Source organism: Fictibacillus barbaricus (assembly GCF_031457135.1).
GTDB classification, from domain to species: Bacteria; Bacillota; Bacilli; order Bacillales; family Fictibacillaceae; genus Fictibacillus; species Fictibacillus barbaricus_A.
Genome location: NZ_JAVDWA010000001.1, coordinates 547,091 through 571,747, shown reverse-complemented (window position 1 = coordinate 571,747; position 24,657 = coordinate 547,091). Strand labels below are relative to the sequence as shown.

28 protein-coding genes and 1 pseudogene are annotated in these 24,657 nt (G+C 37.6%); 3 read left to right on the top strand and 26 right to left on the bottom strand.

Translation table 11 applies throughout. From position 1 onward, the window contains the following. Positions 1-42 precede the first annotated feature (42 nt). From J2X07_RS03080 to J2X07_RS03050, 7 genes are all read right to left on the bottom strand, one after another. Complete coding sequence (locus tag J2X07_RS03080; RefSeq protein ID WP_310256321.1) at positions 43-564, bottom strand: hypothetical protein; 522 nt, start codon at positions 562-564, stop codon at positions 43-45. Positions 565-593: 29 nt separating this feature from the next. Beyond that, positions 594-1,067: a GNAT family N-acetyltransferase gene (locus J2X07_RS03075; RefSeq protein ID WP_310256319.1), complete on the bottom strand. Its 474-nt coding sequence runs from the start codon at positions 1,065-1,067 to the stop codon at positions 594-596. Between the two features lie 49 nt (positions 1,068-1,116). Beyond that, a complete protein-coding gene (locus tag J2X07_RS03070; protein ID WP_396193580.1) occupies positions 1,117-1,476 on the bottom strand; it encodes a GNAT family N-acetyltransferase in 360 nt (119 codons plus the stop codon). A 34-nt stretch (positions 1,477-1,510) separates the two neighbouring features. Beyond that, a complete protein-coding gene (locus J2X07_RS03065; protein ID WP_310256317.1) occupies positions 1,511-2,011 on the bottom strand; it encodes a hypothetical protein in 501 nt (166 codons plus the stop codon). A gap of 41 nt (positions 2,012-2,052) precedes the next feature. Then, the gene (locus tag J2X07_RS03060) at positions 2,053-2,637 is read right to left on the bottom strand and encodes a hypothetical protein (RefSeq protein ID WP_310256316.1); all 585 of its coding nucleotides are present in this window, start codon (positions 2,635-2,637) and stop codon (positions 2,053-2,055) included. Between the two features lie 61 nt (positions 2,638-2,698). Beyond that, entirely contained in the window at positions 2,699-3,190 is a 492-nt protein-coding gene (locus J2X07_RS03055) for a hypothetical protein (RefSeq protein WP_310256314.1), read from the bottom strand. 154 nt (positions 3,191-3,344) lie between these two features. After that, complete coding sequence (locus J2X07_RS03050) at positions 3,345-4,043, bottom strand: alpha/beta fold hydrolase (protein WP_310256312.1); 699 nt, start codon at positions 4,041-4,043, stop codon at positions 3,345-3,347. 309 nt (positions 4,044-4,352) lie between these two features. On the opposite strand from J2X07_RS03050, the gene J2X07_RS03045 reads away from it, so the two are divergent. Continuing rightward, positions 4,353-5,465, top strand: coding sequence for an SGNH/GDSL hydrolase family protein (locus tag J2X07_RS03045; RefSeq protein ID WP_310256309.1), 1,113 nt, complete (start codon positions 4,353-4,355; stop codon positions 5,463-5,465). Positions 5,466-5,522: 57 nt separating this feature from the next. On the opposite strand, the gene J2X07_RS03040 is transcribed toward J2X07_RS03045, so the two are convergent. From J2X07_RS03040 to J2X07_RS03015, 6 genes are all read right to left on the bottom strand, one after another. After that, positions 5,523-7,013, bottom strand: coding sequence for a DHA2 family efflux MFS transporter permease subunit (locus J2X07_RS03040; RefSeq protein ID WP_310256307.1), 1,491 nt, complete (start codon positions 7,011-7,013; stop codon positions 5,523-5,525). Between the two features lie 367 nt (positions 7,014-7,380). After that, positions 7,381-7,851, bottom strand: coding sequence for a DinB family protein (locus J2X07_RS03035; RefSeq protein ID WP_310256305.1), 471 nt, complete (start codon positions 7,849-7,851; stop codon positions 7,381-7,383). A 216-nt stretch (positions 7,852-8,067) separates the two neighbouring features. Next, positions 8,068-9,357 carry an MFS transporter gene (locus tag J2X07_RS03030; protein WP_310256303.1) on the bottom strand — a complete coding sequence of 430 codons (1,290 nt, stop codon included), beginning with the start codon at positions 9,355-9,357 and terminating at the stop codon, positions 8,068-8,070. 36 nt (positions 9,358-9,393) lie between these two features. Continuing rightward, the gene (locus tag J2X07_RS03025) at positions 9,394-10,134 is read right to left on the bottom strand and encodes an ankyrin repeat domain-containing protein (protein WP_310257377.1); all 741 of its coding nucleotides are present in this window, start codon (positions 10,132-10,134) and stop codon (positions 9,394-9,396) included. 140 nt (positions 10,135-10,274) lie between these two features. Next, on the bottom strand, positions 10,275-10,511 hold the full coding sequence (locus J2X07_RS03020) for a hypothetical protein (RefSeq protein ID WP_310256300.1): 237 nt from the start codon (positions 10,509-10,511) through the stop codon (positions 10,275-10,277). A gap of 82 nt (positions 10,512-10,593) precedes the next feature. Next, a complete protein-coding gene (locus J2X07_RS03015) occupies positions 10,594-10,965 on the bottom strand; it encodes a VOC family protein (RefSeq protein ID WP_310256298.1) in 372 nt (123 codons plus the stop codon). Positions 10,966-11,242: 277 nt separating this feature from the next. Between J2X07_RS03015 and J2X07_RS03010 the strand changes: the two genes are divergently transcribed. After that, positions 11,243-12,100 (top strand): aminoglycoside phosphotransferase family protein, encoded by an 858-nt coding sequence (locus J2X07_RS03010; RefSeq protein ID WP_310256296.1) that lies wholly within the window; start codon positions 11,243-11,245, stop codon positions 12,098-12,100. 155 nt (positions 12,101-12,255) lie between these two features. Here J2X07_RS03010 and J2X07_RS03005 read toward each other — a convergent pair whose 3' ends face one another. From J2X07_RS03005 to J2X07_RS02985, 5 genes and pseudogenes are all read right to left on the bottom strand, one after another. After that, entirely contained in the window at positions 12,256-13,263 is a 1,008-nt protein-coding gene (locus J2X07_RS03005) for a DNA/RNA non-specific endonuclease (RefSeq protein WP_310256294.1), read from the bottom strand. Between the two features lie 464 nt (positions 13,264-13,727). Further along, a pseudogene (locus J2X07_RS03000) lies at positions 13,728-13,862 on the bottom strand (excalibur calcium-binding domain-containing protein); the annotation flags it as partial. Between the two features lie 381 nt (positions 13,863-14,243). Beyond that, entirely contained in the window at positions 14,244-15,017 is a 774-nt protein-coding gene (locus J2X07_RS02995; protein WP_310256292.1) for a Cof-type HAD-IIB family hydrolase, read from the bottom strand. A 146-nt stretch (positions 15,018-15,163) separates the two neighbouring features. Next, positions 15,164-15,598 carry an NUDIX hydrolase gene (locus J2X07_RS02990; protein ID WP_310256290.1) on the bottom strand — a complete coding sequence of 145 codons (435 nt, stop codon included), beginning with the start codon at positions 15,596-15,598 and terminating at the stop codon, positions 15,164-15,166. Beyond that, positions 15,588-16,328: an HAD family hydrolase gene (locus J2X07_RS02985; protein WP_310256287.1), complete on the bottom strand. Its 741-nt coding sequence runs from the start codon at positions 16,326-16,328 to the stop codon at positions 15,588-15,590. Before J2X07_RS02985 ends, J2X07_RS02990 begins: the two co-directional genes overlap by 11 nt. Positions 16,329-16,683: 355 nt before the next feature. Between J2X07_RS02985 and J2X07_RS02980 the strand changes: the two genes are divergently transcribed. After that, on the top strand, positions 16,684-18,426 hold the full coding sequence (locus tag J2X07_RS02980) for an ABC transporter ATP-binding protein (RefSeq protein WP_310256284.1): 1,743 nt from the start codon (positions 16,684-16,686) through the stop codon (positions 18,424-18,426). An 88-nt stretch (positions 18,427-18,514) separates the two neighbouring features. On the opposite strand, the gene J2X07_RS02975 is transcribed toward J2X07_RS02980, so the two are convergent. The 8 genes from J2X07_RS02975 to J2X07_RS02940 all read right to left on the bottom strand — a co-directional run bounded on the left by J2X07_RS02975 (position 18,515) and on the right by J2X07_RS02940 (position 24,566). Beyond that, positions 18,515-19,006 (bottom strand): DinB family protein, encoded by a 492-nt coding sequence (locus tag J2X07_RS02975; RefSeq protein WP_310256282.1) that lies wholly within the window; start codon positions 19,004-19,006, stop codon positions 18,515-18,517. Between the two features lie 349 nt (positions 19,007-19,355). Further along, the gene (locus tag J2X07_RS02970; protein WP_310256280.1) at positions 19,356-19,916 is read right to left on the bottom strand and encodes a cysteine hydrolase family protein; all 561 of its coding nucleotides are present in this window, start codon (positions 19,914-19,916) and stop codon (positions 19,356-19,358) included. Positions 19,917-20,215: 299 nt separating this feature from the next. Beyond that, positions 20,216-20,653 carry a YybH family protein gene (locus J2X07_RS02965; RefSeq protein WP_310256278.1) on the bottom strand — a complete coding sequence of 146 codons (438 nt, stop codon included), beginning with the start codon at positions 20,651-20,653 and terminating at the stop codon, positions 20,216-20,218. A 199-nt stretch (positions 20,654-20,852) separates the two neighbouring features. Next, entirely contained in the window at positions 20,853-21,953 is a 1,101-nt protein-coding gene (locus J2X07_RS02960; RefSeq protein WP_310256276.1) for an AI-2E family transporter, read from the bottom strand. 234 nt (positions 21,954-22,187) lie between these two features. Beyond that, complete coding sequence (locus J2X07_RS02955) at positions 22,188-22,679, bottom strand: DinB family protein (RefSeq protein ID WP_310256274.1); 492 nt, start codon at positions 22,677-22,679, stop codon at positions 22,188-22,190. Between the two features lie 174 nt (positions 22,680-22,853). Further along, on the bottom strand, positions 22,854-23,390 hold the full coding sequence (locus J2X07_RS02950; RefSeq protein ID WP_310256273.1) for an AAA family ATPase: 537 nt from the start codon (positions 23,388-23,390) through the stop codon (positions 22,854-22,856). Between the two features lie 141 nt (positions 23,391-23,531). Next, positions 23,532-23,939: a YciI family protein gene (locus tag J2X07_RS02945; protein WP_310256271.1), complete on the bottom strand. Its 408-nt coding sequence runs from the start codon at positions 23,937-23,939 to the stop codon at positions 23,532-23,534. Positions 23,940-24,032: 93 nt separating this feature from the next. Next, positions 24,033-24,566, bottom strand: coding sequence for a DinB family protein (locus tag J2X07_RS02940; protein WP_310256269.1), 534 nt, complete (start codon positions 24,564-24,566; stop codon positions 24,033-24,035). Between the last annotated feature and the right edge of the window lie 91 nt (positions 24,567-24,657).

Below are 24,657 nucleotides of genomic sequence, written 5' to 3'. Positions count from 1 at the left end.
TTTAAGCTTTGACCCATATGAATGCGCCTTTAAACAAATCTACTAACCGTTCTTCCTCATCCAATTTTCCACTTTTTTATTCATCTTCTTTTCCAATCCACCCATATTTCCACTGTCATCTGCAGCCTTTTTAACATATTTCTCTGGAAACATTTTTTTAATTGAGGATTGATACAGTGACCCATCTTCAGGCTCTTTGTATTTCGTTACCATATAATGTCCATCCTTCTTCTCTAACCTCACCAATGCCGGTAAAGAATGACCAGATTGCGCCTTCGTCCCATGAGATTTATTAAAACCACCATAGTATGACCACATGTAAACGTCCAACGTGTCCCCTGATCCACTCGTTCCATAGATTTTATGTACTTCAAACTGTTTGTCTGTTTCCCCATAACCCGTTTTGTATTTTTGAACAATATAGTCCGATATTACTTGATCCATCTCAGGTGTTACCTTTTCATCGCCGTCTGTTACATCTGAATTGTAATTGCAAGCTGATAACAGTGATGCTGTGAGCATTAAGAAAACCAGCGTCAGCAAATACATTTTTTTCTTACTCATATTTAACCTCCAACCTATTAATCTCAAATTTATGCCCGTTTTACCATCGTAATAAAGGCAGCCCTCGGAGTGCTGAATTCACCTTCTTTTACAAACCCCAGCTTTTCGTAGAGATGGATCGCTCTTTTGTTGAATTCAGCCACCGTCAGTCGAATGGGAATGTCGCCACTTTTTTCTTTAATAAAATCCATGATGGTCGAAACGAATTGATAACCGCTACCCTTACCTGTATAACCGGGATTCATCCCCAACCCCATATCAATCAGCGGTTCATTATAAACACCATGCTCATAACCAATCGGAACTTGAGCAGCCTCACCCGTACAGTAAAACCCTAGTAATTCTTGATCGTCTTTCCGAAGAGAGTAATAGGAACCATTAAGCAGTTCGTTCATCCCCTCTTCGGTAACTGAATTATTGTAAAAGTCATAGGGTGTTTCGTACGTCCATTTCAGAATTTCCTCTGCTGTTTTTTCATTCATAGGTTCTACTTTTACTTCCACTTTCTAGACACTCCTTCTTACAATCCTTCAATAACTACATATAGCTAGTTCATAAAGTAGATACATTCCATTTTTCAATATCTTTAAAGCCTAATCGCTTGTATATTCTTCCCGCCTCTTCGCTATCATAAAAAAGACACAATGTTTTCCCTTCTGTTTGAAGGTCATGGATTAGATTTTCCAAGCATTTCGTGGCGTATCTCTTTTTCTTATGAGATTCTATTGTACAAACAGCTGAAATCATCGCAGAAAAACTATTTTCACAAACCGTAGAAGCTGCTGCTACATACTCCCCATTGTTTTCAATAACGTAATTTTTAGTCCAGCCTTCTGAGATGTTTCGGGCAATCACCTCTGGATCATGATGATCTTCTTTAAATTCTGGTATCTGGTTATATAAATCTACTATCTTACTAACCTCTGTTTACTGGAAAACTTACTATCTATTGATATGGATTAACTGCTTCATTCGATAAGTCTATAGTAATTACTTTTTCATCAACATACCAAAAGTCAATTTTACTTTTATATGCATGGTCAACATATCCTATGGTTTGAACACCTTGCACAGTATATTCATAATAGTTTTTACCATATTTATTGATTACTTCGTTGATCGAGTCTCCTACTTTGACTTCTTTTTCAGTTTGAGTAGTTTCATCTCCTGTGATAAAAGTGATCACATCGTAATCATTTGTCAATATACTATATTTATCATGATCAAGATGATATGAATTTGAATGATCGTTTTTAATCTGATGTTTTTTGATAAAATTGCTATCATTTATTTTCGTACCTAAAACGATTCCATCTATATTTTCTTCCGATAAATCTGTGCTAACTGTATCGGCAACTATAGCCTGTTTGTTTTGGAAAAGGGAACAGCTAGTTAATAGAAGTAAAATTGAAACTAGTAAAAATAAAGAGCTGAACTTGTTATACAAATAAAATCATTCCTCTATTCAATGATCATCTTAACTGCATTTTAATTAGAAGCAACAAAATACCAGTTGTCATCAAGCTTTTTTATTTCTATAAAATTTTCACCGAAGGAATGTGTTGGCTTTCTATCATTTGGTGAATAGACTATGCCTGAGAAATTATCGAGTATTCCTCGGAACGTAAAAAATAGAACAGCATAATCATTGCCTTGTTTTTCGATGACAATATCACCGCCACCGTTTGAAAGATGCTTATACTCTTTTGGCAAGTGGATGAGTGATGGATTATAAGATACATTCGGTACAAATGTTCCATCATTCACTTTTGTTATAACTTCGTTTCTTTTTGACTCGTTCCGTTTGAAGTCCATTTCGATTACAATTTGATTGAAAGGAATAAGAATCCATAATACAATTGCTAGCATTTGAATCCCTAGTGGCTTCCAATCCTTTTTCTTAAATAATCGTATGATAGATAAAATAAAAATGACGATGAAGGATCCGTAAACAATTAGCCATGCAAAAGGCATTAGAAATAAAGTTAATAAATCCATAAGCTTCCATTGTAAAAACGGAAGTACAATGATGAGCAAGCTGCTCATTATGGAAGTCTTTAATAGGTTATTCAAGCTATCACACCAAAGAATTGTTCAGAACAATCCCTTCTCTCTGTTTTTAAAGTGAATAAAACTAGTTCAATAATCTACCCTCTGGTGTAATGGAGTCTGCAATTTTTACCATTTCTGATTGAGGCAAACTATTTTCCCCTTTGTATTCAATACCTAATTCCAGCTCTTCTTTTTCTTCTTTCCAATATAGATATTGTTTCTTATTTTTCTCTCGATAAAAGTATTTGGTCCCTTTAATTTTTGTTCTCTTATCCCACTTCGGGTCATCATACCAGCTGACATAATCAGTAGCTAGAATAAGGAGTTCGGTATCTGGCGCCTCATAATGCAATTTCAGTTTCTCACAGCTTTTCCCGCAAGACCTGCTCGTCATATAACTCTTCTCGTACTTAAATGGCAGATAACTAGGCTCTGCTTGAATGCCAACAAAAACATTGGACCAGCCAATCGGTAAATGTATAACAGGTGTTAAAAAAGTTAATAAGTACAAAAATACTCCCAAAACCAAAAAATATTTCAATACTTTTTTCTCGGTCATTCGCTTATGTTTCAAAATCAGCCTCCAGAAAGAGTATCTTCATAATATCCTTACCATATCATTTCAACATCTTTTAAAATCGATTCATTTAATCTCTTATTTTTTGCACTCCTTCATGAAGAAATGCACCGGATTTGAATAAAAATTTTGAAAATACTCTATTTGGATGTTAAATATTTAGAAAGCTTTTTACAGGTACTAAGAAAGCTGCTAAATTTTCATCGTGAACAAAGTGCCCTGCACCCTCTATCATCACCAATTCGCAATTCGGAATTAGCTCTGAAACTTCTTGCATTTTGTTTTTGGAAGTTTTACTGGACCCACCACCTATAATAAGAGTCGGCATGGTAATGTGTGTAAGACGAGCCCACCATTCAGGTTCATGATATTGCCCTAGTATCGAGGGAATAACCAACCAATCAAATAGCAGAGGATGAGAAGGTTTGTCCGGAATTTCTTTTGGCTTATCCTCTAAAGGCGGAACAATATCTTCGATGATCAAACGTTCTATTCTCTCTGGATAGGTTTCTGCAAAAAGATAGGATACAATTCCTCCCATTGAATGACCGATCAGTGTAAACTTCTCTAATTCCAAGGCATCAGCAAAATGAAGCAAGTCCTCGCACATGAGTTCAATGGAATAGGTAATCGTTCTCGCACTCCCACCGTGCCCCCGTTGATCTAAAGCTAAGACGCGGTATTTTTTCCCTAGTTCAGCAGCAGCTTTATCCCATGATTCTGCATTTTCTCCTAACGCGTGAAGTGCAACAAGCGGCGGTGCTGAAAGATCTCCACTATCGCGGTATTTAAAGGTTTGGCCATTCAATTCTATTTGCTTCACTTCAGTTTGATTTATTCGTGTTTCCATATTCCTATCAACTCCTAGTCTGGTGTTTCAAATTTGAATATTAATTATTTACAGATTTACCCTTTCTACGTATATGTGAACTTTCCCTGCCTACCATCTATCTACTAATCTTGATAAATCGTTTTACAATAATAATAGTTTTCTTCATCCTCCCTAGTAATTGTCACTTTCCTTCTTTCACTAGCATCAAATCCAAATATCCTAATAGTTGTTATAAAAGGAATATTTTAGATTATTCCAAACAGGTATCATATGAGCTAAGGTGAATATTTTTAATATAAGGAAATTAGAAATTTGGGGGTGTACCACTTGAATGGGGATAAAATGAAAAAGATGGGGAGTCTTATTTTAAGCCTATTTGTACTATTTATCGCGGTTACCGTGTTTTTCTCAAATCGAGAGACGAAAACATCTACCACCATACAAGATCCTGTCTCTGTTGAAGTAACTTCAAAAATAAAACTCATCAAACCCAATAGTCCGGAATGGCTGTTTACGAACGGACCTTGGAAGGAAGTGGATGAGCCCACGGTAGGCAAAGTGATGAAAGGTTGGCTGGTAAGTGGCGATGTACCCCATTACGGCCGTCGGGTAAAAATAGAAACAGACAGCTCGTTCGCTGTTTTAAAACAAGTGGGAATAGGCGGCACGCTCACCGTGTTTGTAGACGGAAAGCCAGCAGTTGAAAAGAAGCTTACAGCGGATGGAAAGGTTAGCAAGATACCACTTTACGAAAACAAAACAGGCTGGCATAAAATCGAGATCGTGCATTCTTCGCTCAGTGAACTCGATGGACTTTTTATCGATAAAAAAGCAAACGTAAGAAAGCCGGTTGAGAGCAAAAAAAGGCTTGTCGTGATGGGTCATAGTTATGCAGAAGGATACGGCAGCAAAAATACCGCACTTCTCTCTTTCGCCGGATTGCTGGAAGATAAACTCGGTGTTGAGAGCATCAATCAAGCAGTAAGCAAGACGGACCTGGATGTTTCAGTTCCAGCATCCAGTAAGAACAGCGGTCTCGATCGTCTGCAAAGTGATGTAATCGATCTAAAACCAGATTATGTTCTGCTGGTATACGGCTATAATGCGAGTTCTAGAAATCTTGAGCAATACCAAAAGGATTACTCTCAGTTCTTAACTGCCATACAAAAAGCGTTGCCGGAAACGAAAGTGTTTGCGAGTGGTATTCCATCCGTCTCTCATTACTCGGAAGAAGATCTCACACCTAAAAATCTTGCCATTCAGAATGCTTGTCATCGAGTATCGAACTGTACATTTATTGATATGAAAGACAAGTGGAACGAGACAAACTATTCGAAGTATATCGGTTCGGACGGTGTTCATCCGAGCGACGAAGGCCATGCGTTTCTAGCGGAAGAATATGCAAAGGCGATTAGAGCTGCAGCTCCAGAACTAAAGTAAATTAATCATTAAAAAAGAGCCGATTATCTCTGTAATAGCGATAACCGGCTCTTTTCTTTAATTCGCAGGTCCTTGATCGACTTCCATTTTAGTATGATCCTGAGGAACAGATCGTTTTATAAATAATGAAATGATCCAGGCGAAGGCTACAAGTCCAAATGCGAGAAAGAATGCACTTTTCATTCCAGCAATCATCGCAAGAATTTGTAAGGTAGCATTATCTTCTTTCATTGAAGTATTTTCTAAATAACGAGTAGAACTATTCGTCATGATGGACACAAGTAAAGCCGTCCCAATAGCACCAGCCACCTGCTGAAGTGTAGTGATGATAGCTGTCCCATGCGGATACAACGGCGGCGGCAATTCGTTCAAAGCGTTGGTCATAATCGGCATCATAACCATGGAAATACCTAACATTAAAAGCGTATTGAATATCATAATCGTGATATATGGTGTTGTTAATGTAATACTTGCAAACTGCCAAAGTGTAATGGCAATCAACCCTAATCCAATCAGCGCAAGCCATTTGGCACCGAACTTATCAAATAAGCGGCCCGTAATCGGGGACATGATTCCCATGACAATCCCGCCTGGCAACATAATCAAACCTGCTTCAAACGGACTGTAACTTAATGCATTTTGGAGAAAAATCGGCAGCAGCATCATGGCTGAAAACATCGACATCATAACAATCATCATGATTACGGTAGACATTCTGAAAATGCTATATTTAAACGTTCTTAAATCCAGCAGTGGTTGAGCAATCGTCAGCTGCCTCCACGTAAACACGATTAAAGACACAGTACCGATTGCTATTGGAAGCAGTACGTGATTGCTCATCCATCCCCCGTTTGCTTCACCAGAACTGCTGAACCCATAAACAATTCCACCGAACCCAAGAGTTGAAAGAAGAAGCGAGAATAGATCAACCTTTGGATTTGTCGTCTCCGTTACGTTTTTAAGCTTCGCATATGCAAAAATAATGACAATCAAAGCGATCGGCAGCACTCCGTAAAAGAGAACCCGCCAGCTAAAATGTTCTACAATAATGCCTGACAGTGTGGGTCCTATTGCTGGAGCAAAGGTAATAACAACCCCAATCGTCCCCATCGCCGAGCCCCTTTTTTCAAATGGAACGATAGAAAATACAACATTGGTCAGTAAAGGAAAAAGAAGTCCAGTTCCTGCGGCTTGAAGCAGTCTTCCGAAGATTAATACTTCAATCCCTGGAGAAATTGCCGCTACTAATGTCCCTACTGTAAACAATGTCATGGCTCCGAGAAATAAGCTTCTTGTCGTAAACCGCTGAATCAGAAAAGCAGTGACAGGTATAAGAACACCGATAACGAGGAGATATCCAGTAGTCAACCACTGGGCAGTACTCGGTGTGATCCCGAAATCATTCATTATTTTTGACAAAGCTACGTTAAGAAGCGTTTCATTCAAAATGGCAACAAAAACACCGAGTATCATAATCATCACTAACAAGAAGTTGCTTCTGCTCCCAAAAGTCCCTCCGGTTTCAGTCAATTGATCTTGATTTTTCAATTTTTTCTCCTTTCATTCCAATGGTGAGCAAATTTCCATACAAAACATTGAATATGAGTTTTATCGTTTTCTTCTTAAAATCTGTTATTAACTGTTAATTAGAGTGTCAGATACCTTACTCTCACGGTTCAGTGGACCCAATGAGACACCTTACAGGGAAGTTCACCTATCGCCTAAAGGAAATCAACAGAAATAATGACAAAAAACAGAACAAACATTCGTATCCATATTATCACATTAATGAAGAATCTGCCAATCAATCATACATCCTATTTTTATCATTTATTCATAATTCTGAGGAATTCGAAAAAAAAAAAGAGTACGCTTCACAATGAAGTTTACCCAATTTTTTTCTATCACACTAATTTTAACGATTGGATGGCCATGAACCCTGCATTTTTCTAGTTTGCATGATTTGCCCCGTATGATAAGCATCGTGGACGAATATATCCAGCAGTTTCCCGTCCAGTGATTGATGATCGAGCTCATTGACCGTCATGTTGCTGAGAATCTCTCTTAATTTTTGATTAACGTTTACCGCACGCTCAACAACTTTCATCCATTCTTGATCATCGTTTGATTGTTCGGTAAGATAGAAATTCTCGTCCCCGCTGAGGTGATTTGTCCATTCACGGCCTTCCAGATTTGCTACTAATCTCTCTTTGTAATAAATGAGATGATTCAAGTTCTCCCAAATTGATTTCGCAGCTTCCCCTGCCGGTTTCCATCGGGCTTGTTCTGCCGTTAGCCCATCGATTGAGTCTTTGAACGGAGCATACCAGCTCTCTTTATCAAACGTTGAATCGAATACCTTTAAAAGCAAGTCCATTCTATTCATTTTAAACCCTCCTGTCTTTCTGTCCACCCATTTGCAACTCTCATTGTGAACAACTTCTTTACTCATTAATGAATTTCCATAAAAAAAGCACTTCTCCTTCTTGAAGAAATGCCCCCAGTGATTTACGAACTTCATTTACTTTTTCGAATAATCACTATTTTTTTCATAGATGTATCTCCCTAATACTCAAACTTCATTGCTCAGCCTGCTATTGTCCTACAGCTTTACAGAATTATTCATGCTGGCCGCAGCCGTTTGTTTTTTGATAACCATAACAAACAGACTGGCTATCACACAAAAAATGCCTGCTAAGAAAAATGCCCACGTGTAGGAATTGAACACTTTGTAAATCAGCCCGCCGCCATAAGCGGCAACTGCTGCCCCTGCTTGATGAGAGGCAAAAATCCAGCCGTATACGACCACGCTTTTTTCGATACCAAAAACTTGCCTGGAGATACCGATAGTAGGCGGAACAGTCGCGATCCAATCTAATCCGTAAAAGATCGAAAAAATAAGGAGCAGTGTGTACGAATCTTTAGCTAATGCATAAGGAAGCAGCACGAGTGACGCTCCTCTTAATCCGTAGTACCAAAACAAAAGCCAGCGGTTGTCTATGCGGTCTGACAGCCAGCCAGAAAGCGTGGTACCTACGAGATCAAATATGCCCATAAACGAAAGCAAGGAAGCTGCGGTTACTAATGGTACGCCATAACTCATACAAAAAGAGACAAAGTGCGTCCCGATCAAACCGGTTGTAGAAAGTCCGCAAATAAAGAAACTGCCTGCCAAGAGCCAAAACTCTTTCACCTTCACAGCTTCAAATAAACCATTAAACGCAATCACGATCGGATTTCTCTTTTGTTCCTCGCCTTTATCTTCTGATGCTTTTTCAAGTCCGTACGGCAGAACCCCAGCGTCTTTCGGAGAGTTTTTCATAAATAAAACAATGACAAGAAATATGCATACACAAAGAACCATGATGAGAGCAATCGCCGAGCGCCATGAAAAATGATGAATGATCATCGCTATAACAGGAAGCAGTATTAACTGACCGGTTGCGGTACTGGCAGTTAGAATACCTAATGCAAGTCCCCTTCTTTTTTCAAACCATCTATTGGCGATATATGGGCTGAGAACGGTAAGAAATAACCCAGAGCCCAAGCCGATAATAATTCCCCAGATGATAATGAGCTGCCACGGATGCTGCATGATAAACGTCAGCAAAGTTCCTGTTAATAAGGTAGCCATTGATATCAGCATGACTTTCTTAATGCCGAATACTTCTACTAAAGCAGCCATAAATGGACCTGAAATGCCATATAAAAATAATCCCACAGCGAAAGCTAATGAAATGACAGAACGGTCCCATCCAAATTCTTTTTCAAATGGATCGATGAAAACACCTGAAGATGACCTCACAATTCCTGCTACAATAATCGAGAAAAATGCAATGCTCAAAATCACCCAGCTGTAATGAATCCGATTCTGTTCCAATCCCTTACCCAACTTAAAATCCCCCATTTTTTAATAAATGCGTAAAAATCATTCCTGCTCTTTTTCAGATTTGGCTCCGTTCTCGCTCAGCCATTGTACGAGATCATGGGCATTGTTTCTCCAGGCTGCATCCAGAGGTGTCAGATCGTCATAGCCGATCCAATTCTTGTTAGCACCGTGATTCAAAAGATATTCAGCTGCTTGTCGCTGATCCCCATGGCAAGCCAGCCAAAAGGCTTGAGTGATTTCGCTCTGAGATGGATGCTCACTGTCCTCAAAACGGGATTTTACTCGATCCATCAGCCCAAGTGCTGCCTCATTCCAAAGCTTTGTGGCCGCACCGCGATCAACTAGCTTGTGCGCTGCTTTCCACTGCCCGAACGCCACCGCATCGTCTAAAGGTGTGCCACCTCCGATAACTGCTCCATCCGCATTAATATCTGCCCCGGAATCGAGAAGAGCATCCAGCACTTCAATATCATCACTGCTCGCAGCCCAATGCAGAGGCGTCTCTGTATGATGTCCGGAGAATCGAGCATTCACATCAACCCCAGCATCTACTAATACCTTCACCGACTTCGCACCATTGGCGAAGTGACCTGGCCAATCAGTCACGATATGCAAAAGGGAACGCGACACTTCTGTTTTGTTCTCATTATCACTTTTTGCAACAATTCTCGAAGCAGCCAAATGCGAATTCTCTGCCAGCAATTGTTTTAAATGTTGGACATCCCCTGTATGGATGGCTTTAATAACTTCGATGGCTAGCACTTCATCTTCATATATCATGTACATTCGTATCTCTCCCCTTTAACAAATCCAGTCCCTTTATTAAATACCATCCCATTTAAAAAACATTTCACCTGTTAAAACTTCCGTAAAAATAGTCGCAATGATCCGAAATAATAAATGGTACCCAATCGTTCTAACTAAAAAATATTTTTTACTTCAATATCAACCCAAATATCTTTTAAACTAAGACCGTTTATGTATGCCTTTTCAAGTAATTCCACAGCCGTTTCAAATGTTTGATAATCCTTATAATACTCGGATAAGTGCCATCCATGCTGAGTATGTGATATTGAGTATTCTTTCTCTTTATATAAAAAATGAAATTCGTGACCAATTTCCAAGTCACTTTTAAAGTCCTTAAATGAATATTTCATTATCTATCCCGCCAAGTTAAATATTATTGTTATTCCTGAGTTAACAGCGAACGATTAATGCAGCAATCGCACCCGGTCGTCCTTATCTATGCTGATCAAATAAAATGAGGTTTCCGTCTGGGTCTTCGATCGTAAAGCTTGCTGGTCCTTCACCCGTTTCATCTGCTTCGGTCAGCAGTTTTGCCCCTTCTTCTTTAAGCTGTTTTTGCAGATCGCGAACATCTGTAAACGATTCGAGATTTTCTGCGTTTTCGTTCCAGCCCGGATTAAACGTAAGAATGTTTTTCTCAAACATGCCTTGAAACAGTCCGATAATACAGTTCTCGTTCTTCATGATCAGCCAATTTTGTGAAATGTTACCGCCAAAAACCTGGAATCCCAGATTTTCATAAAAAGATTTTGATAGATTTATATCTTTCACTGTTAAACTTACAGAAAATGCGCCTAGTTTCATCTTTTAAAATTCCTCCTCCATCAAGCTACTCAACTCCTATTTCGACTTTTTCTCAACATCCCCTCTTAATTTCTTAATAAACTACTATCGTCACTCCATTCTTTAGAGTGGATTTTGTGGTGGGAATTACTCAAAATAAATAGGTAATATATGTTAACATAAACATGGTAGGTGTACTCTAATTATGGAGAGCGTTAGTTGAAGTAATGCTGTAACATAGATTCTTTGTGGATTGTATCAAGAGGTAGAATTATTATAAAAAAGGGCGGAAATATTGATGTTAGATCGTATCATTCAACAATTTGGATTACAGGTACAATCCATAAATGGGGTTGAAGACTCCCACAGTTCAACGATTTATAAATGTACTTTGTCTACTAGTGAAAATGTTTTTTTGAAGTTTCCTTTTTCAAAATTGAAGTACCAGCGAGAGTTTGAAGCCTATGAAATTTTAAAAGGGAGAGTCTCCGTACCGGAAATGTTAGATTATTGGTCTGGTGATGAGGAATGTCACGGTGCTTTATTATTATCTGAATTAAAAGGAAAAACGTTAACACCTGCTGCTACACCAAAAATTGCGTACCAAGTCGGGGTCCTTCAGGCTGAAATGCATTCTATTAGTCCTCCTGCTGTGCTAACGACTATAACAAATGAATTTCCGAATTGGTCTGATTTTGTTAAAGACCAGTTTTATAGTTTTGCTGAAGATGTAAAGGCCATTTTAGATGAAAAATTATACGAAAAAGCCATTAACAAATTTGAAAACATGCGGCAGCACCTTCCGTCTCCAGATGGGCCAAGCTTTGTACATATGGATTTTCGTCCAGCAAATATAATCGTTGATCACGATCAAGTTTCAGGAATAATAGATTTTGAAAGTGTAAGATTTGGTTCAACAGACATCGATTTCACTAAACTGTATCGCGATTTTTTAAGTTGTGATGTTAACTTATACCATGCCTATCAAGAAGGCTATAAAAGTATCAGACCTTTAATTGACCTGGAAAATGTCTTACCATTTTGTCAATTTACTGATGCCTTCAATAGTATTGGATGGTGTAAACGCCGAGGAATTGAAAAAAATGCTTTATTTCTAGAAGAGAATTTAGTGAGATTAAAGAATTGGTTATTGTAATTATTCTATAAAAATGAAAAGCTCAGTGCAGTCATGCTCTGAGCTTTTTCACGAATTTAAATGAAGGACATGCCTCTTATCATGTAAAATGAAGTTTGTAAAAAACGCATAAACCAACATCTGTACCTTTAATTGCTAAATCAGTCTCTATTGGTTTATTCACCTACTAGTCCATCACCATCTCGATCGTCCATATATTGATAGAGCCATGATTCGCGCGTAATTGGCATTTTAAATCCAGCAGCTTTGGCTTCAGCGATCGTAACACTTCCATTATGATTGGTATCCACCTTACTAACATCTTCATTATTACTTACCGTTTCGTTTGCTGGTACATTGTCTGTTTTCGGTGGCGTACTGCTGCTCGTCCCTGTCGTTTCCCTTAACTTTTTGTTCACTTCATCTGGGTTTACATTGTCAAATTCATCTATAATGGATCTGCCCTGAATTTTGTATGTGAATTTATAATCGTTAGGAATTTGCGTCTGAGTATTTGGATATTGAATCACTGCTACGAAATCTGTACAACCTCCTGCATCTCGAATCACTTTTTCCATATAAGCTTGATCACCGTGCCTATTGAGAATGCTGTCTTGAGGTGTAATGTTATATGCGTTAGATACTCCCCCTAGTGAGTCAGCAATCACATGCCCTTGGTCTAATTCTTGACTTTCTGTACCGGGAACCTTTGCTTCATCAGAATAGTATCTCCCAGACGATAAGACATGTTCAGTATTCGGATTTTGGAGTGTTATATTTTTTGCCTCAACACGAATTAGCTGCCCATATTTATTTGTAAAAGCCCAATATTCTCTGTCGCCAAACCCGATATCAACTCTGACATTCGGTTTTCTATAACCTGACATATCTCCGCCATCTACAACAATTAGTGTATATGTACTGTAGTCAAAATCACCATTAACACTTGCTATCGTTGGTGTACTAGTGGAAACGCTTGGACTGACTGCGCTTTCACTAGTCGTTTTTTCTGCTTCATCGTCAGGTGAACTTTTTTTGTTTTCAACAGTAGTTGCTATCTTTTTGCTTACTTCATAAGTTTTATTTTTTTTGATTTCTGTATTATGTTCTTGTGAACAACTAGTAAGTAGTAAAAGGAGTAAAAAAATAATCCCCCATGATTTTTGATGCCATTCTTGTTGCATATTGCACCTCTTTTTATAATTGAATGAAAATGATTTTACAGATTTTTTATAGGTAAACAAAATCTCAGAATAATTTTTTAGGTAATAGCAAGTAAAAAAAATCTGTCCCGATTGTTAAATAAGAGTATATGATCATTCTATAACTTTATTGCTTCTTAGTTGAGTTGATAAAATACCGCCGCTGCATTACCAGTTTACGTCTTTCAATCAAGCCCCTATTTGTTTAAATACAATCTCTGACTCTTGGACTTGTTAGTTAAGTACGATATTTTACAAACTTACATTTCTTTAAATCTCTCTGACGTTTCTTCTCCGGATAAGATTTTTGTACTCCAAAACAGCCTCAGAACGGTGAGATAATAAACCGTTAATAGTTTAAGCAGTTATATCCTTACAGAAAATAAGCCCTTCTCATTTATATTGAGAGGGACCGATTAAAACAAATAAATTGCCTCATAAGTCTACTAATTCTTACAAGCATAATTGTCATGATCTCTGTCCATTTTATCTTGATATGCTGGATGATCAGCTAGAACGCCCTTTGGATATACCTTTCTTAATTCAGTACAGTTGGCAAAGAACTCTGACCCTCCACTAGAAGTAGTCGAATTTGCTTCAGCCTCAGCTTGTGCTTTAGCTTTAGCATTAGCACGCCAAAAATAAGCAGTTTAATTTTTTCGTAAATTGTCCCCTTTTTGTAAATATCTATAAATACCAATACTATTATACTGCTAAAACACTTAAAAAAAACGAATATATTTATTTATATAATTTAAAAAGGATTCCAAGCTAAAGCTGGAATCCTTTTTATCTTAACTATGTGGGCAGGATACTGACACTTTTTTCCGATAAAGGAAAATGGAAAACTGCTAGTATTTTGAATCTATGCTACAATTCAGCTCGCTTTTTGAATAAGTTCAATAAAAAAGTGCACTTCTCCTTCTTGAAGAAATGCACCCAGCTGTTTAGGAGGTCTTTTCCTAAATAATTCCAAATCTATTTAAGGCTAATAAAATACCATCCTCACTAGATTTTTTTGTTACGTAATCAGCGACATTTTTTAATTTATCACTACCATTACCCATCGCAATTCCTAATCCTACTAGTTCCAACATATCTATGTCATTATCTCCATCGCCAAATGCAATCGCTTCCGACTTATCGACACCATAATATTCTAATACTTTTAAAATAGCTAAAGACTTTGAGACGTCATCTTGCATTACATTCAACACATAACGGTGCCATCTTCTAAAAGTTAAGTATGGAAAATTTTGTTGGTACTTCTCCACTGTTTCATCAGTTGCAAATAAGCACATTAAAAAAACATCCTGATTATAGATCAAATCATCTATTTCAGGATATTCATTTAACGATAAAGTTTCCTTTAATGCTACGGAAATTTCATTTTCTTTTACTCCATTCATTTTTAAATTTTCCGTGTAAAAGGAAAGACCGTGTTTTTCTTTGTTTGAATACTCCACTATCTCCTGTACTATTTTTCTGTCCATTGGTACTTTGTGAATTACAACATCATTATGCTTTACATAGCCCCCATTTGCAGTAATAAATGTGTCGATCCCCAAATCACTAATTTCTTGACACATTGATAGAGGTCTTCCTGTTGCAGCAACTAGTTTTATTCCTTTATTTTTTAAGGCTCTAATTGCCTTTTTGGTGTTATCTGATATATATCCATTTTCGTGATTGGTAATCGTTCCATCGATATCAAAAAATATTATTTTATAATCCATACAATCCCCCAATTATTCGGTAAAAAACAAGTATACCCAACAAGATCACTTATATTCTAATTCCACAATCCTGTAACGTTTGTTCAATAAGTCCCATGAAACCATTTTTCGATCAATGCACCCGAATGCTAAGTCGTTTACAAGTGTTAAAATTCTATATAAAAGGGTTGGTTGTTATTATCTAAACAGTACTCAATTCTTTGTCTGAAATTGAGGTGTGTTACCATTTCTAAAGCTTGCTCAATAGGAAAGAACCCTACTTCCAAACTCTCTGAAGAAGTCGTTAAGCAGCCACCGACCGGCTTAGCTAAGAAAAGTGTATTACATATGGAACGCTTCACATTCTGGAATACTCCACAAAAATTTAATACTTCTATATCAATCCCTGATTCCTCTTTCGTTTCTCTTATTGCAGCCTCTTTTAAAGACTCCCCTTCTTCCACTTGTCCGCCCGGCATTTCCCAGCCTCTTCTAGGACCCTTGATTAGTAAAATTTCTCCTTTTTCATTGATAACGATCGTTGCTGCTGAAACGATATGTTTCGGCGGCGAATAAATTTGGGGTGCACTGTTAATTTCCATGTCTGATCCCTCCGCTTAATTTTTTACTAAGTAATATTTCTCGAATATCTGTGATGTCAGAAACAATTGCATAAGGTATATGTGAAGTCGGCCGAACGTTATTTTTGACATTTACCCATATCGCTTCCATACCCACTTCAATTGGAGCGATTACATCATGTGTCCAAGAATCGCCAATAAATAATGTCTCACTCGGCTTTTTATTAAAATAGTCTAGAGCTTTTGAATAAATTCTCGGATCAGGCTTTCTATATCCTAATTGTTCCGCATGAAAAACTTTATCACTGGTAAATATGCCATCTAACCCCATACGGCTCAGCTTTTGATTAGGATGATAAAGACCGTTAGTCACAATCCCTAGTTCATATTGTTTACTCAAATCATTTACCAAATGAAATAAAGATTCGTTAACTGTTATAAAATCCATACTTGTTTTGTAAAAAAGAGATTCGAGCTCATCTAAAGTCTCTCTATCTGTTTTAATATGGAATTGTTCTAGTGCATACCCCCACCTTGCTCGCTTAAATTCTAAAGTGCTGTATTCTCCATCGATCGATTTTTCTACTAAGCTACGAGGTGGTTGTTTTATTATTTCTAGAAAGCCTGATGCATCAAGCTCATTTGTGTGTGGATGACTCCCTAAACAATGGGTTAAACCATCATCGAACCATGATGAATTATTAAGTAAGGTGTCATCTAAATCAAATAAAATCAAGCTAAATCTATTCATTTTGTCCCCTTTCAACCGTTAACCATACACAGCTATAATACAATTTTACTAAAATACCATTAATTAACAATGGTTTTTATGATGATAAAAGAATGATAGCTTGCTTATTTATAAAGCTTCATGGATCCATTATTTTTAATAATAAAAGTTACAAAAGTCCCCTCAACGTATTTTACAGTTCTCTCCTAATTTGAAATCGTATATAATAGGGGTATTCAATGAATAAGGAGGCAATTTACATGAAAAACATGATGAATTCAACCGTACACACATATAAGGGTGGAACTCGTTCTTAACATGTAAACGGTGTACCCCCTTATATGTGTTATTTAAATTACACAAAAAGGGGTAAATTATGCGTTTTCCAGTTAAAAGATTTTTTTCCTATTACAAACCTTATTTAAAGATTTTTCTAACGATATTGGCGTGTGCCTTTGTCGTATCTAGTGTGACTTTGGTGTTTCCGTTACTTGTTCGCTATATTACAAAAGATGTTCTTGTAGGGGATTTGTCCCGTGCACTAAGTGATGTGTATTGGATAGGCGGACTAATGCTCGTCTTAGTCGTGATTCAGAACGTCGGAAACTACATTGTGGATTACAAAGGGCATGAAATCGGAGCACGTATGGAAAGTGATTTGCGCAGTGAACTGTTCGATCACATCCAAAAGCTTCCCTTTAGCTTTTATGATAAAAATAAGACTGGTCAGCTCATGTCTCGAATAACGAACGACCTATTATTGCTGTCAGAGCTATACCATCACGGTCCTGAAGACTACGTTAAATATCTCGTCCGCTTTATTGGAGCATTTGTCATATTGTTCTTTATTAACGCACCACTAACGATCATCGCTTTCTGTTTTTTACCTATCTTAGGTGTCTTTTCTTTGTATTTTAATAAGATTGAAAACCGGGCGTTGAGAAAAATTAAGGAGCGAATAGGAGACGTAAATGCACAGGTTGAGGATAGTCTGTCAGGAATTCGTGTCGTAAAATCGTTTGCCAACGAACATGTTGAGGTGGAGAAGTTTAACCGGGAAAATGATCGTTTCCTGGATAGCAGAAGAAAATTTTATAAGATAGAAGCTACTTTTTACAATGGAATACAAACGATCATTCAATTAATTACGATTACAGTGATCATATTTGGCAGTGCGAGTATCGTCAATAAAACGTTAGATCTAGCGGATTTGATCACTTTTTTACTGTATATCAACTTCATGATTGAGCCTATTCAAAAACTGACTCATATGAGCACACAATTTCAAGAAGGCATCACCGGCTTCCAGCGCTTTATGGAGATCATGAATATGAAGCCCGCGATCGAAAGCAATCCGAATGCCGTGACTCTCCAAAAAGTTCACGGTGAAATTGAGTTTAATCAGGTTTCCTTTCGTTACGATGACCACTTGGACAACGTGCTAAAACATTTATCGATTCAAATACAACCAGGAGAGTACGTAGCACTAGTGGGTCCGTCCGGTGCGGGTAAAACGACTTTATGCTCACTCATCCCCCGCTTTTATGATGTGACAGATGGCGATGTGTTACTAGACGGGATAAATGTCCGTGATATGGACCTAATGTCATTAAGAAAAAGCATCGGGATTGTTCAGCAGGATGTTTTCCTTTTCACGGGTACGGTAATGGAAAATATCCGCTACGGAAATCCTGCAGCGAGTGAGGAAGAAATTATTGCGGCAGCCAAACATGCTAATGCTCATGACTTTATCATGAACCTGCCACAAGGATACTATTCTGAGATCGGGCAGCGCGGCGTTAAGCTTTCTGGGGGTCAAAAGCAGCGGCTAAGTATCGCCCGCGTATTCTTAAAAAACCCGCCTGTTCTTATTCTAGACGAGGCCACGAGCGCACTTGATAATGAAAGTGAAAGCGTTGTGAAACAATCACTTGAATCATTAGCAAGGGGACGTACAACGATCGTCATTGCCCATCGACTTTCAACGATCCGTAATGCTGAGCGCATTATCGTACTGACGGAAGATGGTGTTGTTGAACAAGGCACGCATGATTCGTTGCTTGCTCGCAGTGGACCTTATGCGCGTCTGTATTCCAAACAGTTTGAAATCCAAGTATAAGCTTTTCAAACAAAAATCAGCTAATCTCCTAAGGAGAAAAGCTGATTTTACGTTTTAATAACCTTTAAAAGCTAACCATTTAAACACGCTAGCTTTTTACCCATGATGGTTCAATGAGATCCGTTTCAGGCGGGACATATCCAAGTTTTCTTCCTACTTTTACAATTTGCCCTTTATGGTGGAATTCATGTGTGATGGTGTGTGTAAACAGCCATAATGGAGTTACTTCCAAGCTGCCGCCACTATTAAAAGTTACTTGAACTGTGTGATTCCATTTCCCTTTATATTCATTCAAAAATTCATGAACCAGGTTATTCGTTTCTTTAAAAACCTCTCGCATTTCCTGTACATTGTTAATCGACTCTGGTGTTATGGGGGTAAGTGGTTTTCCAAGGGCACGGTTTCCCAACCAAACGCGATAACAATCAGCTACATGTGCATGAAGATTACGAATGGAATCCCCGCCAAAAGTTTCATTCTCCTTAACATAATCAGACGGTGACAAAGTTTCGCAGTATTGAAATAAGGATTCTCTTGTGCGTTGGATCCAGTCATACTGGCTTTCGAATACTTCCATCATCTCACTCTCCTTTTATCGTTTAACCTTTTCCATACTTCAATAAAAGAGTGCCTTTCTCCTTCAAAAAGAAGCGCACTCGTTTTAAAACAAATTCGCAAAAAGCCCACTCTTCGTTAATGAATGGGCTTACATGATAAACGCTAAGTCTATTTATTTACTTTTTTGATCTGAAAGGTGGTAAGAACACGAGTTATGCGAATCTTAAAAGTTTCATAAGAATCAATATGAATACTCCTATACCTAACCAAATGTGGTTCCTTCAAAACCGACATCTCCAATGGTTCATTCCAAAAAAAAGACGCACTGCTTCGTTAAGAAGAAATGCACCTTATAAAAAAATAGCTTTGTGTTACTTATATTCTAAATGCTTGTGTTCAAATACGTCCTCAACTGATTTTCTTACCATAATAAAGTAATTAATATTATCGAGTCCATGCAAATTACAGTTATGATGAGCGATAATCTGTTCTGCACTCAACACTTTATTATCTGTTGTGGAATGACCATCCTCGATTAAAGTTACATCGATACCCAGAGTTGTTGCTGCTCTTGCAGTTGTATCCACACAGTATTCTGTTTTCATACCTATCATCACGATATGACCGATCTTTAATTCGTTTAATTTAGCCTTAAGATCTGTTTCAAAGAATGCATTGGTTGCTTTCTTTTTAATCACAGTCTCATCTGCTAACGGTAAAATAGCTGGATGAATTTCATGCTGTTGTGGGTCATCCTTACCCACATCTAAATCTTGAATATAAATAACGGGTATTTCCCGTTCTCTTGCCTGCTGAATGGCATCTTTCATTACGGTTAATACTTGTTCTTTTTTAAATACTGGCCCAATTGATGGACCTTCTATGATGCCGACTTGAGCATCAATGACTAATAAAGCAGTTTGAGATAACATCTAAGTATCCTCCTCATTTTTAAAACAAGAATAAAGATGTCAGGATGAAGTCCAATCACTCAAACTATAAAATATCAAAAACAAATCTAAAATTAGCAGATTACGATACTCTTAATTGATTGAAAAGAGTGCTATTTCCCGACATTTTATAGAAAGGTTTTATCTCGGACATCGAAAATTTTCTTGTTCTTGTTTGACATCTAAATGTACACATGATAAAAACCTCCTTCACCAATTATTTCCTAACCATTCCATTATACAATAAAGGATTATATTGGTAATTCTTTTTGTAAGCGTTTTTACCTCAGGTTGAAAATACCTTTCCCAGTTTCCATGCTAATCGGTAAAGATGAATGGAAATGGGCGATGACCCAAGATTCGTCCTCTTTTTTTAAACCGAATGTGAATCGATTTGATATGTGACGCAGTTTCTCCCCTGATTGGTTATGGGCAGCAAATGTAACGGCACAATGAACGAAAGCCAGGTCTGAGCTTTCTTCAACAACTACATCTGCAAAATCGGTTTTGAGCAGAACGCCTTCCTCACTTAAACCATTGAACCACTCTTTCACAATTCCCCTCCATTGAGAAATACCTTTACATTCCCAATCTGTCCAGCAATCATAAATATGAATATTAGAAGAGAAGGAGGATACAAACTTTTCTACATCTTTTTCATAAATGGCAGATTTATAATTCTCCAATACATCTTGGACTTTATTCATAACAATCGGCATAAAATCATCTCCTTTTTAGTGTTCATTAAACTCACTCATCTTGTATTCTGTTTTCACCGGCTATTACCTTCTTTAACTACGGCTTACAAATCACGAATGTCGATATTCAACACTCTCTAATCTCGTCAATAAAAAAAAGAGGCAGGATCACAAAAGTTTGTATCTTTTGTGCCAGCCTCTCAAACGTTGTGTATTTTATTTATATCACTGTATCAGTTTCTTTTTCTTTTCTGAGTTTCAATAACCGATACGTGTGCTGTACGATAACCTTTAGCACAGCATAGAACGGAACAGCTAATATAAGACCTAACACCCCGCCAAGACTTCCTGATACTAAAAGAATGGAGATAATGGTTAACGGGTGAATCTCTAATGATCTTCCCATGACTTGAGGAGAGATGATATGATTATCGATTTGCTGGGCGATCACCATGACGATCAGCACTTTGGCCAGCATGAATGGTGATGTAAGTGCAGCCACGATCAGTGCAGGAATAATCGCAATAATTGGTCCTAAGAAAGGAATGACGTTCGTAAACATACCGATTAAAGCTAAGATGAGAGAATAATCGAGACCGATGATTAAATATCCGATGAATAACAAGACCCCCACACAAGCGCTCACAATAATTTGGCCTTGAATATAGGAACTGAGTGCACTATCCAGATCGCGAAGTATTTTAATCCCGTTTTTCCTTTGAACTGCGGGAAGCAGTCTCAACACGAACTGCGGGGCTTTCTCACCTTCTTTGAGCATATAAAATAGAATGAACGGGACGGTTACAAGTACCGTGACAATCCCTGTGATCACACTGATAAATCCCGAGATGTTTCTTCCGATGTTCGAAAAGCTCGTCGAAAGATAATGGGTAACCTTATTTGAGATTTTATCCGTATTTAAGTTCTTGTTCTCTTGAAAACGGCTAATCCATTTATTATGCTGAAGATCGTCTATTTTGGACCGCGTTGAATCTATTAATTCAGGCGTGTTAGTAACCAGGTTATTCACTTGTTTTTGAAGAATTGGTCCGACCACATAAATAAGGGTCGTGATCACAACAACTGCTACCATATAGATTAAAAGAATAGATAATACCCTCGGCTGGTTTTTGGATTCTAAATAAATCACTAAAGGACGAAACAGATAATATAGAACACCAGCAACTAAAAATGGAAAAAACAACGTGTTTACGAGAATAAATAGTGGATGAAAGATGAAATTAATCTTAATCCCAACATAGATAATGAGAAATGCTAGTAATAGCCCATATCCGAACCTAAATGCTTTTGATTCCGGCATGACATCACCTCTTTTTAAAAGTTTCTTAACCTTGTCCCCTTACTCTCCCCAGAGATTATTGTAGTATTCCCTAATCTTTCAAAAATATACCTAGAATCATATTTTTTAGATTAAGCGAATGATAATAAATAGTTTACTAACAGCCGGAATAAATAATAAAAGACACCTCAAACTTTATTAATTATAAAAGACGCTTTCCATATTCTGGACCGCGCCTTGATAACTTAAAACTTATTAAGCTTCAACTACTTCCGTTTTCCAGCTCTTTTGCAACTTTCGAATAAAAATGATTTGCCCAATGTGATAAGCATTATGTGTTGCAACATTCCCAATGATTTCCCACCATTTCGCAGCTTCTGGAAAACCATTCACATCACTTTCTAATTTTTCTTCCGATAATAACGCTTGCCATTGCAACAGCACTTCCAATAGACGTTCTTTCAAATGTGTAAAGTTTTCATTTCCAGTTAGGACAAAGCTTTTATTATTATCACCTATAGGGGGTACGGCATTGACATGAGATTTTTTATATCTAGTTTGCCATGTTTCGTTCCAGTAGAGTAGATGCTGCACAATTTCAGCTATACTATTGCAATTTTCGTTAGGTTTCCAAAAGGCCTCTTCTTCCGATAGATTTGTAACTGAGTCGGAAAACGGAAGATACCAGCTTTGATCATTCGCATTTGCTAATAATTGATCGGACAAAACATTTTTAGCATGGACCATAATTGTCACACTCCTAAAATAATGATGAATTGATTTATATAACACTACTTGATGCCTTATTCACCAGTCAGGTTTTCCTTTCACGTACGTTGTAAGAAGGAATACTTATTTGTTATGTTTATATGCTTTCCCATCTATTTGTACTTTCCATATACTCCAATAAAAATAAGACAACTAACAGTTTTCTTTTCTCACAGTCCTCTTTATTTCAGCATAGAGTTTAAGAGGTTGCGAGCCGTTGAGCTTTAATACAGGACTCTTTGATATTGTCATTTGATAGGATTGTTCTCCATATGTACCTGCCATCTTCTTATCTTCTTCTGACCAATAAGTTTTACACCATTCTAAAAAGTCATTTGTATACTCACCATTTTCATCTAGCCACATTTGACTATTACGCTCGATTTCTCTGTACCTTAATCGGTTCATACGGACTTCTTCATCAAGTGAAAGAAAAACTAAAAGGTCACGGTTATTAAAACCTTCTGGACACCACATAAAAACGGAACCAGACGCTATATAACTATCATTAGAAAACATATCTCTTTGGTACATCTCAACTCGTGTCCAAATTGGATTTTTCTCTGAAAAAGAATCATCTTTCCAAAGATAATAATCAGTATCGATCCACTTGATATTTTCCTTTTCACTAATATAATTTGCTAATGTGCTTTTTCCAGTACCTGATGCACCAATGATTTGAACTTTCATGAATATCACCTCTCATACGGGTCGTTCTATCTTTTCTCTTAAATGACTGTACCGTTTGGCCATTTCACTTAGACTTTATAAATTAGCAACCCTGCCCTTTTTTTAGTAAACAAAGAGCGATGATACAAGTTGTCTTACTTCTCAGGTATCTTGTGTCAAATCCGCTTCTTTTGCCAACAATTCAGTCAGCTCAGGCGCCTCATATACTTGACGTAATTCAATCTGACCTTCCCCATGTCCTTGCGGGTCAGGCATACGCATAGCCCACTCGATGGCTTCTTCCTTCGATTTCACATCAATGAGAATGAACCCCGCAATCAATTCTTTCGTTTCCGTAAATGGGCCCTCCGTAACCATCGGCTTTTCCCCTGGATTCTGATACGAAATGCGAATCCCATTTGAACTTGGATGAAGTCCTTTAGCCATAATTCGTACGCCTGCATTAACTAATTCCTCATTAAACTTACTCATGGCTTCATTGAGCTCTGGGTTCGGGCGATTTCCGCCTTCCGAATTTTTCGAAGCTTTGACAATCAGCATAAATAGCATGAAAATTTCCTCCTTTTCTTTTTGAACCACCAAAATAGACACAATAAAAATAAAATCTTATAAAACAGCCATTATAGCGGAATACACTATTTATTATCGCTCTTTTGGCCAAGAGCCTTGTTGTTTGCGAATGAATACAATTTGTCCAATATGATATACATTGTGTAAAATTTGACGTGCCAATACACCAATCAATTCATCACCCAGCTCACTGTCATTCATTTGTGCGAGTGACTTACGCAGATCTCCAAATATTAGGTGTGTTTCTGCTACAGCTGCCTTCCATTTTTCAGATTCTCTTGGGTCTGGGATTTCTCCGAATGTATTCACCGCCAAGATTTCCTTCCATTTAGAATCTGCTGGTTTGCCAATATCACCGAATGTAGCCTTGTTAGTAGATGTTTTTTCTTGAGGAGTTTTGTCATTGATTTGTCTAACAAGCACGGCGTTGTAATAATTTAGATGGTTCACAATTTGCCAAATTGTATTTCCTTCTCCTGGGGGCTGCCAGCTTGCATCTGTAGAGTTTAAACCCTCAAGAGCAGATTCTAAAGGTAAAAACCAGGTCTCAGTATTCCAACAAAAGTCATATTCCATGCGAAAAATATCCATCAGATTTAGGTTCATATGCTTTCTCTCCTCACTTCAAGTGATTGGAAATAGCTCTATAATTCTGTTTGAAAGATCTAGCTGCAAGTTAAAATCCTTATTTTATAAA

Coding starts and splice junctions, on each gene's coding strand:
- J2X07_RS03080 (WP_310256321.1), bottom strand. CDS start 564: ATGAGTAAGAAAAAAATGTATTTGCTGACGCTGGTTTTCTTAATGCTC.
- J2X07_RS03050 (WP_310256312.1), bottom strand. CDS start 4,043: ATGGAAACACGAATAAATCAAACTGAAGTGAAGCAAATAGAATTGAAT.
- J2X07_RS03035 (WP_310256305.1), bottom strand. CDS start 7,851: ATGAATAGAATGGACTTGCTTTTAAAGGTATTCGATTCAACGTTTGAT.
- J2X07_RS03025 (WP_310257377.1), bottom strand. CDS start 10,134: ATGATATATGAAGATGAAGTGCTAGCCATCGAAGTTATTAAAGCCATC.
- J2X07_RS03020 (WP_310256300.1), bottom strand. CDS start 10,511: ATGAAATATTCATTTAAGGACTTTAAAAGTGACTTGGAAATTGGTCAC.
- J2X07_RS03015 (WP_310256298.1), bottom strand. CDS start 10,965: ATGAAACTAGGCGCATTTTCTGTAAGTTTAACAGTGAAAGATATAAAT.
- J2X07_RS03010 (WP_310256296.1), top strand. CDS start 11,243: ATGTTAGATCGTATCATTCAACAATTTGGATTACAGGTACAATCCATA.
- J2X07_RS03005 (WP_310256294.1), bottom strand. CDS start 13,263: ATGCAACAAGAATGGCATCAAAAATCATGGGGGATTATTTTTTTACTC.
- J2X07_RS02995 (WP_310256292.1), bottom strand. CDS start 15,017: ATGGATTATAAAATAATATTTTTTGATATCGATGGAACGATTACCAAT.
- J2X07_RS02990 (WP_310256290.1), bottom strand. CDS start 15,598: ATGGAAATTAACAGTGCACCCCAAATTTATTCGCCGCCGAAACATATC.
- J2X07_RS02985 (WP_310256287.1), bottom strand. CDS start 16,328: ATGAATAGATTTAGCTTGATTTTATTTGATTTAGATGACACCTTACTT.
- J2X07_RS02980 (WP_310256284.1), top strand. CDS start 16,684: ATGCGTTTTCCAGTTAAAAGATTTTTTTCCTATTACAAACCTTATTTA.
- J2X07_RS02975 (WP_310256282.1), bottom strand. CDS start 19,006: ATGATGGAAGTATTCGAAAGCCAGTATGACTGGATCCAACGCACAAGA.
- J2X07_RS02970 (WP_310256280.1), bottom strand. CDS start 19,916: ATGTTATCTCAAACTGCTTTATTAGTCATTGATGCTCAAGTCGGCATC.
- J2X07_RS02965 (WP_310256278.1), bottom strand. CDS start 20,653: ATGCCGATTGTTATGAATAAAGTCCAAGATGTATTGGAGAATTATAAA.
- J2X07_RS02960 (WP_310256276.1), bottom strand. CDS start 21,953: ATGCCGGAATCAAAAGCATTTAGGTTCGGATATGGGCTATTACTAGCA.
- J2X07_RS02955 (WP_310256274.1), bottom strand. CDS start 22,679: ATGGTCCATGCTAAAAATGTTTTGTCCGATCAATTATTAGCAAATGCG.
- J2X07_RS02950 (WP_310256273.1), bottom strand. CDS start 23,390: ATGAAAGTTCAAATCATTGGTGCATCAGGTACTGGAAAAAGCACATTA.
- J2X07_RS02945 (WP_310256271.1), bottom strand. CDS start 23,939: ATGCTATTTATGCTGATTGTCAAAGCTTCGAAAAATTCGGAAGGCGGA.
- J2X07_RS02940 (WP_310256269.1), bottom strand. CDS start 24,566: ATGAACCTAAATCTGATGGATATTTTTCGCATGGAATATGACTTTTGT.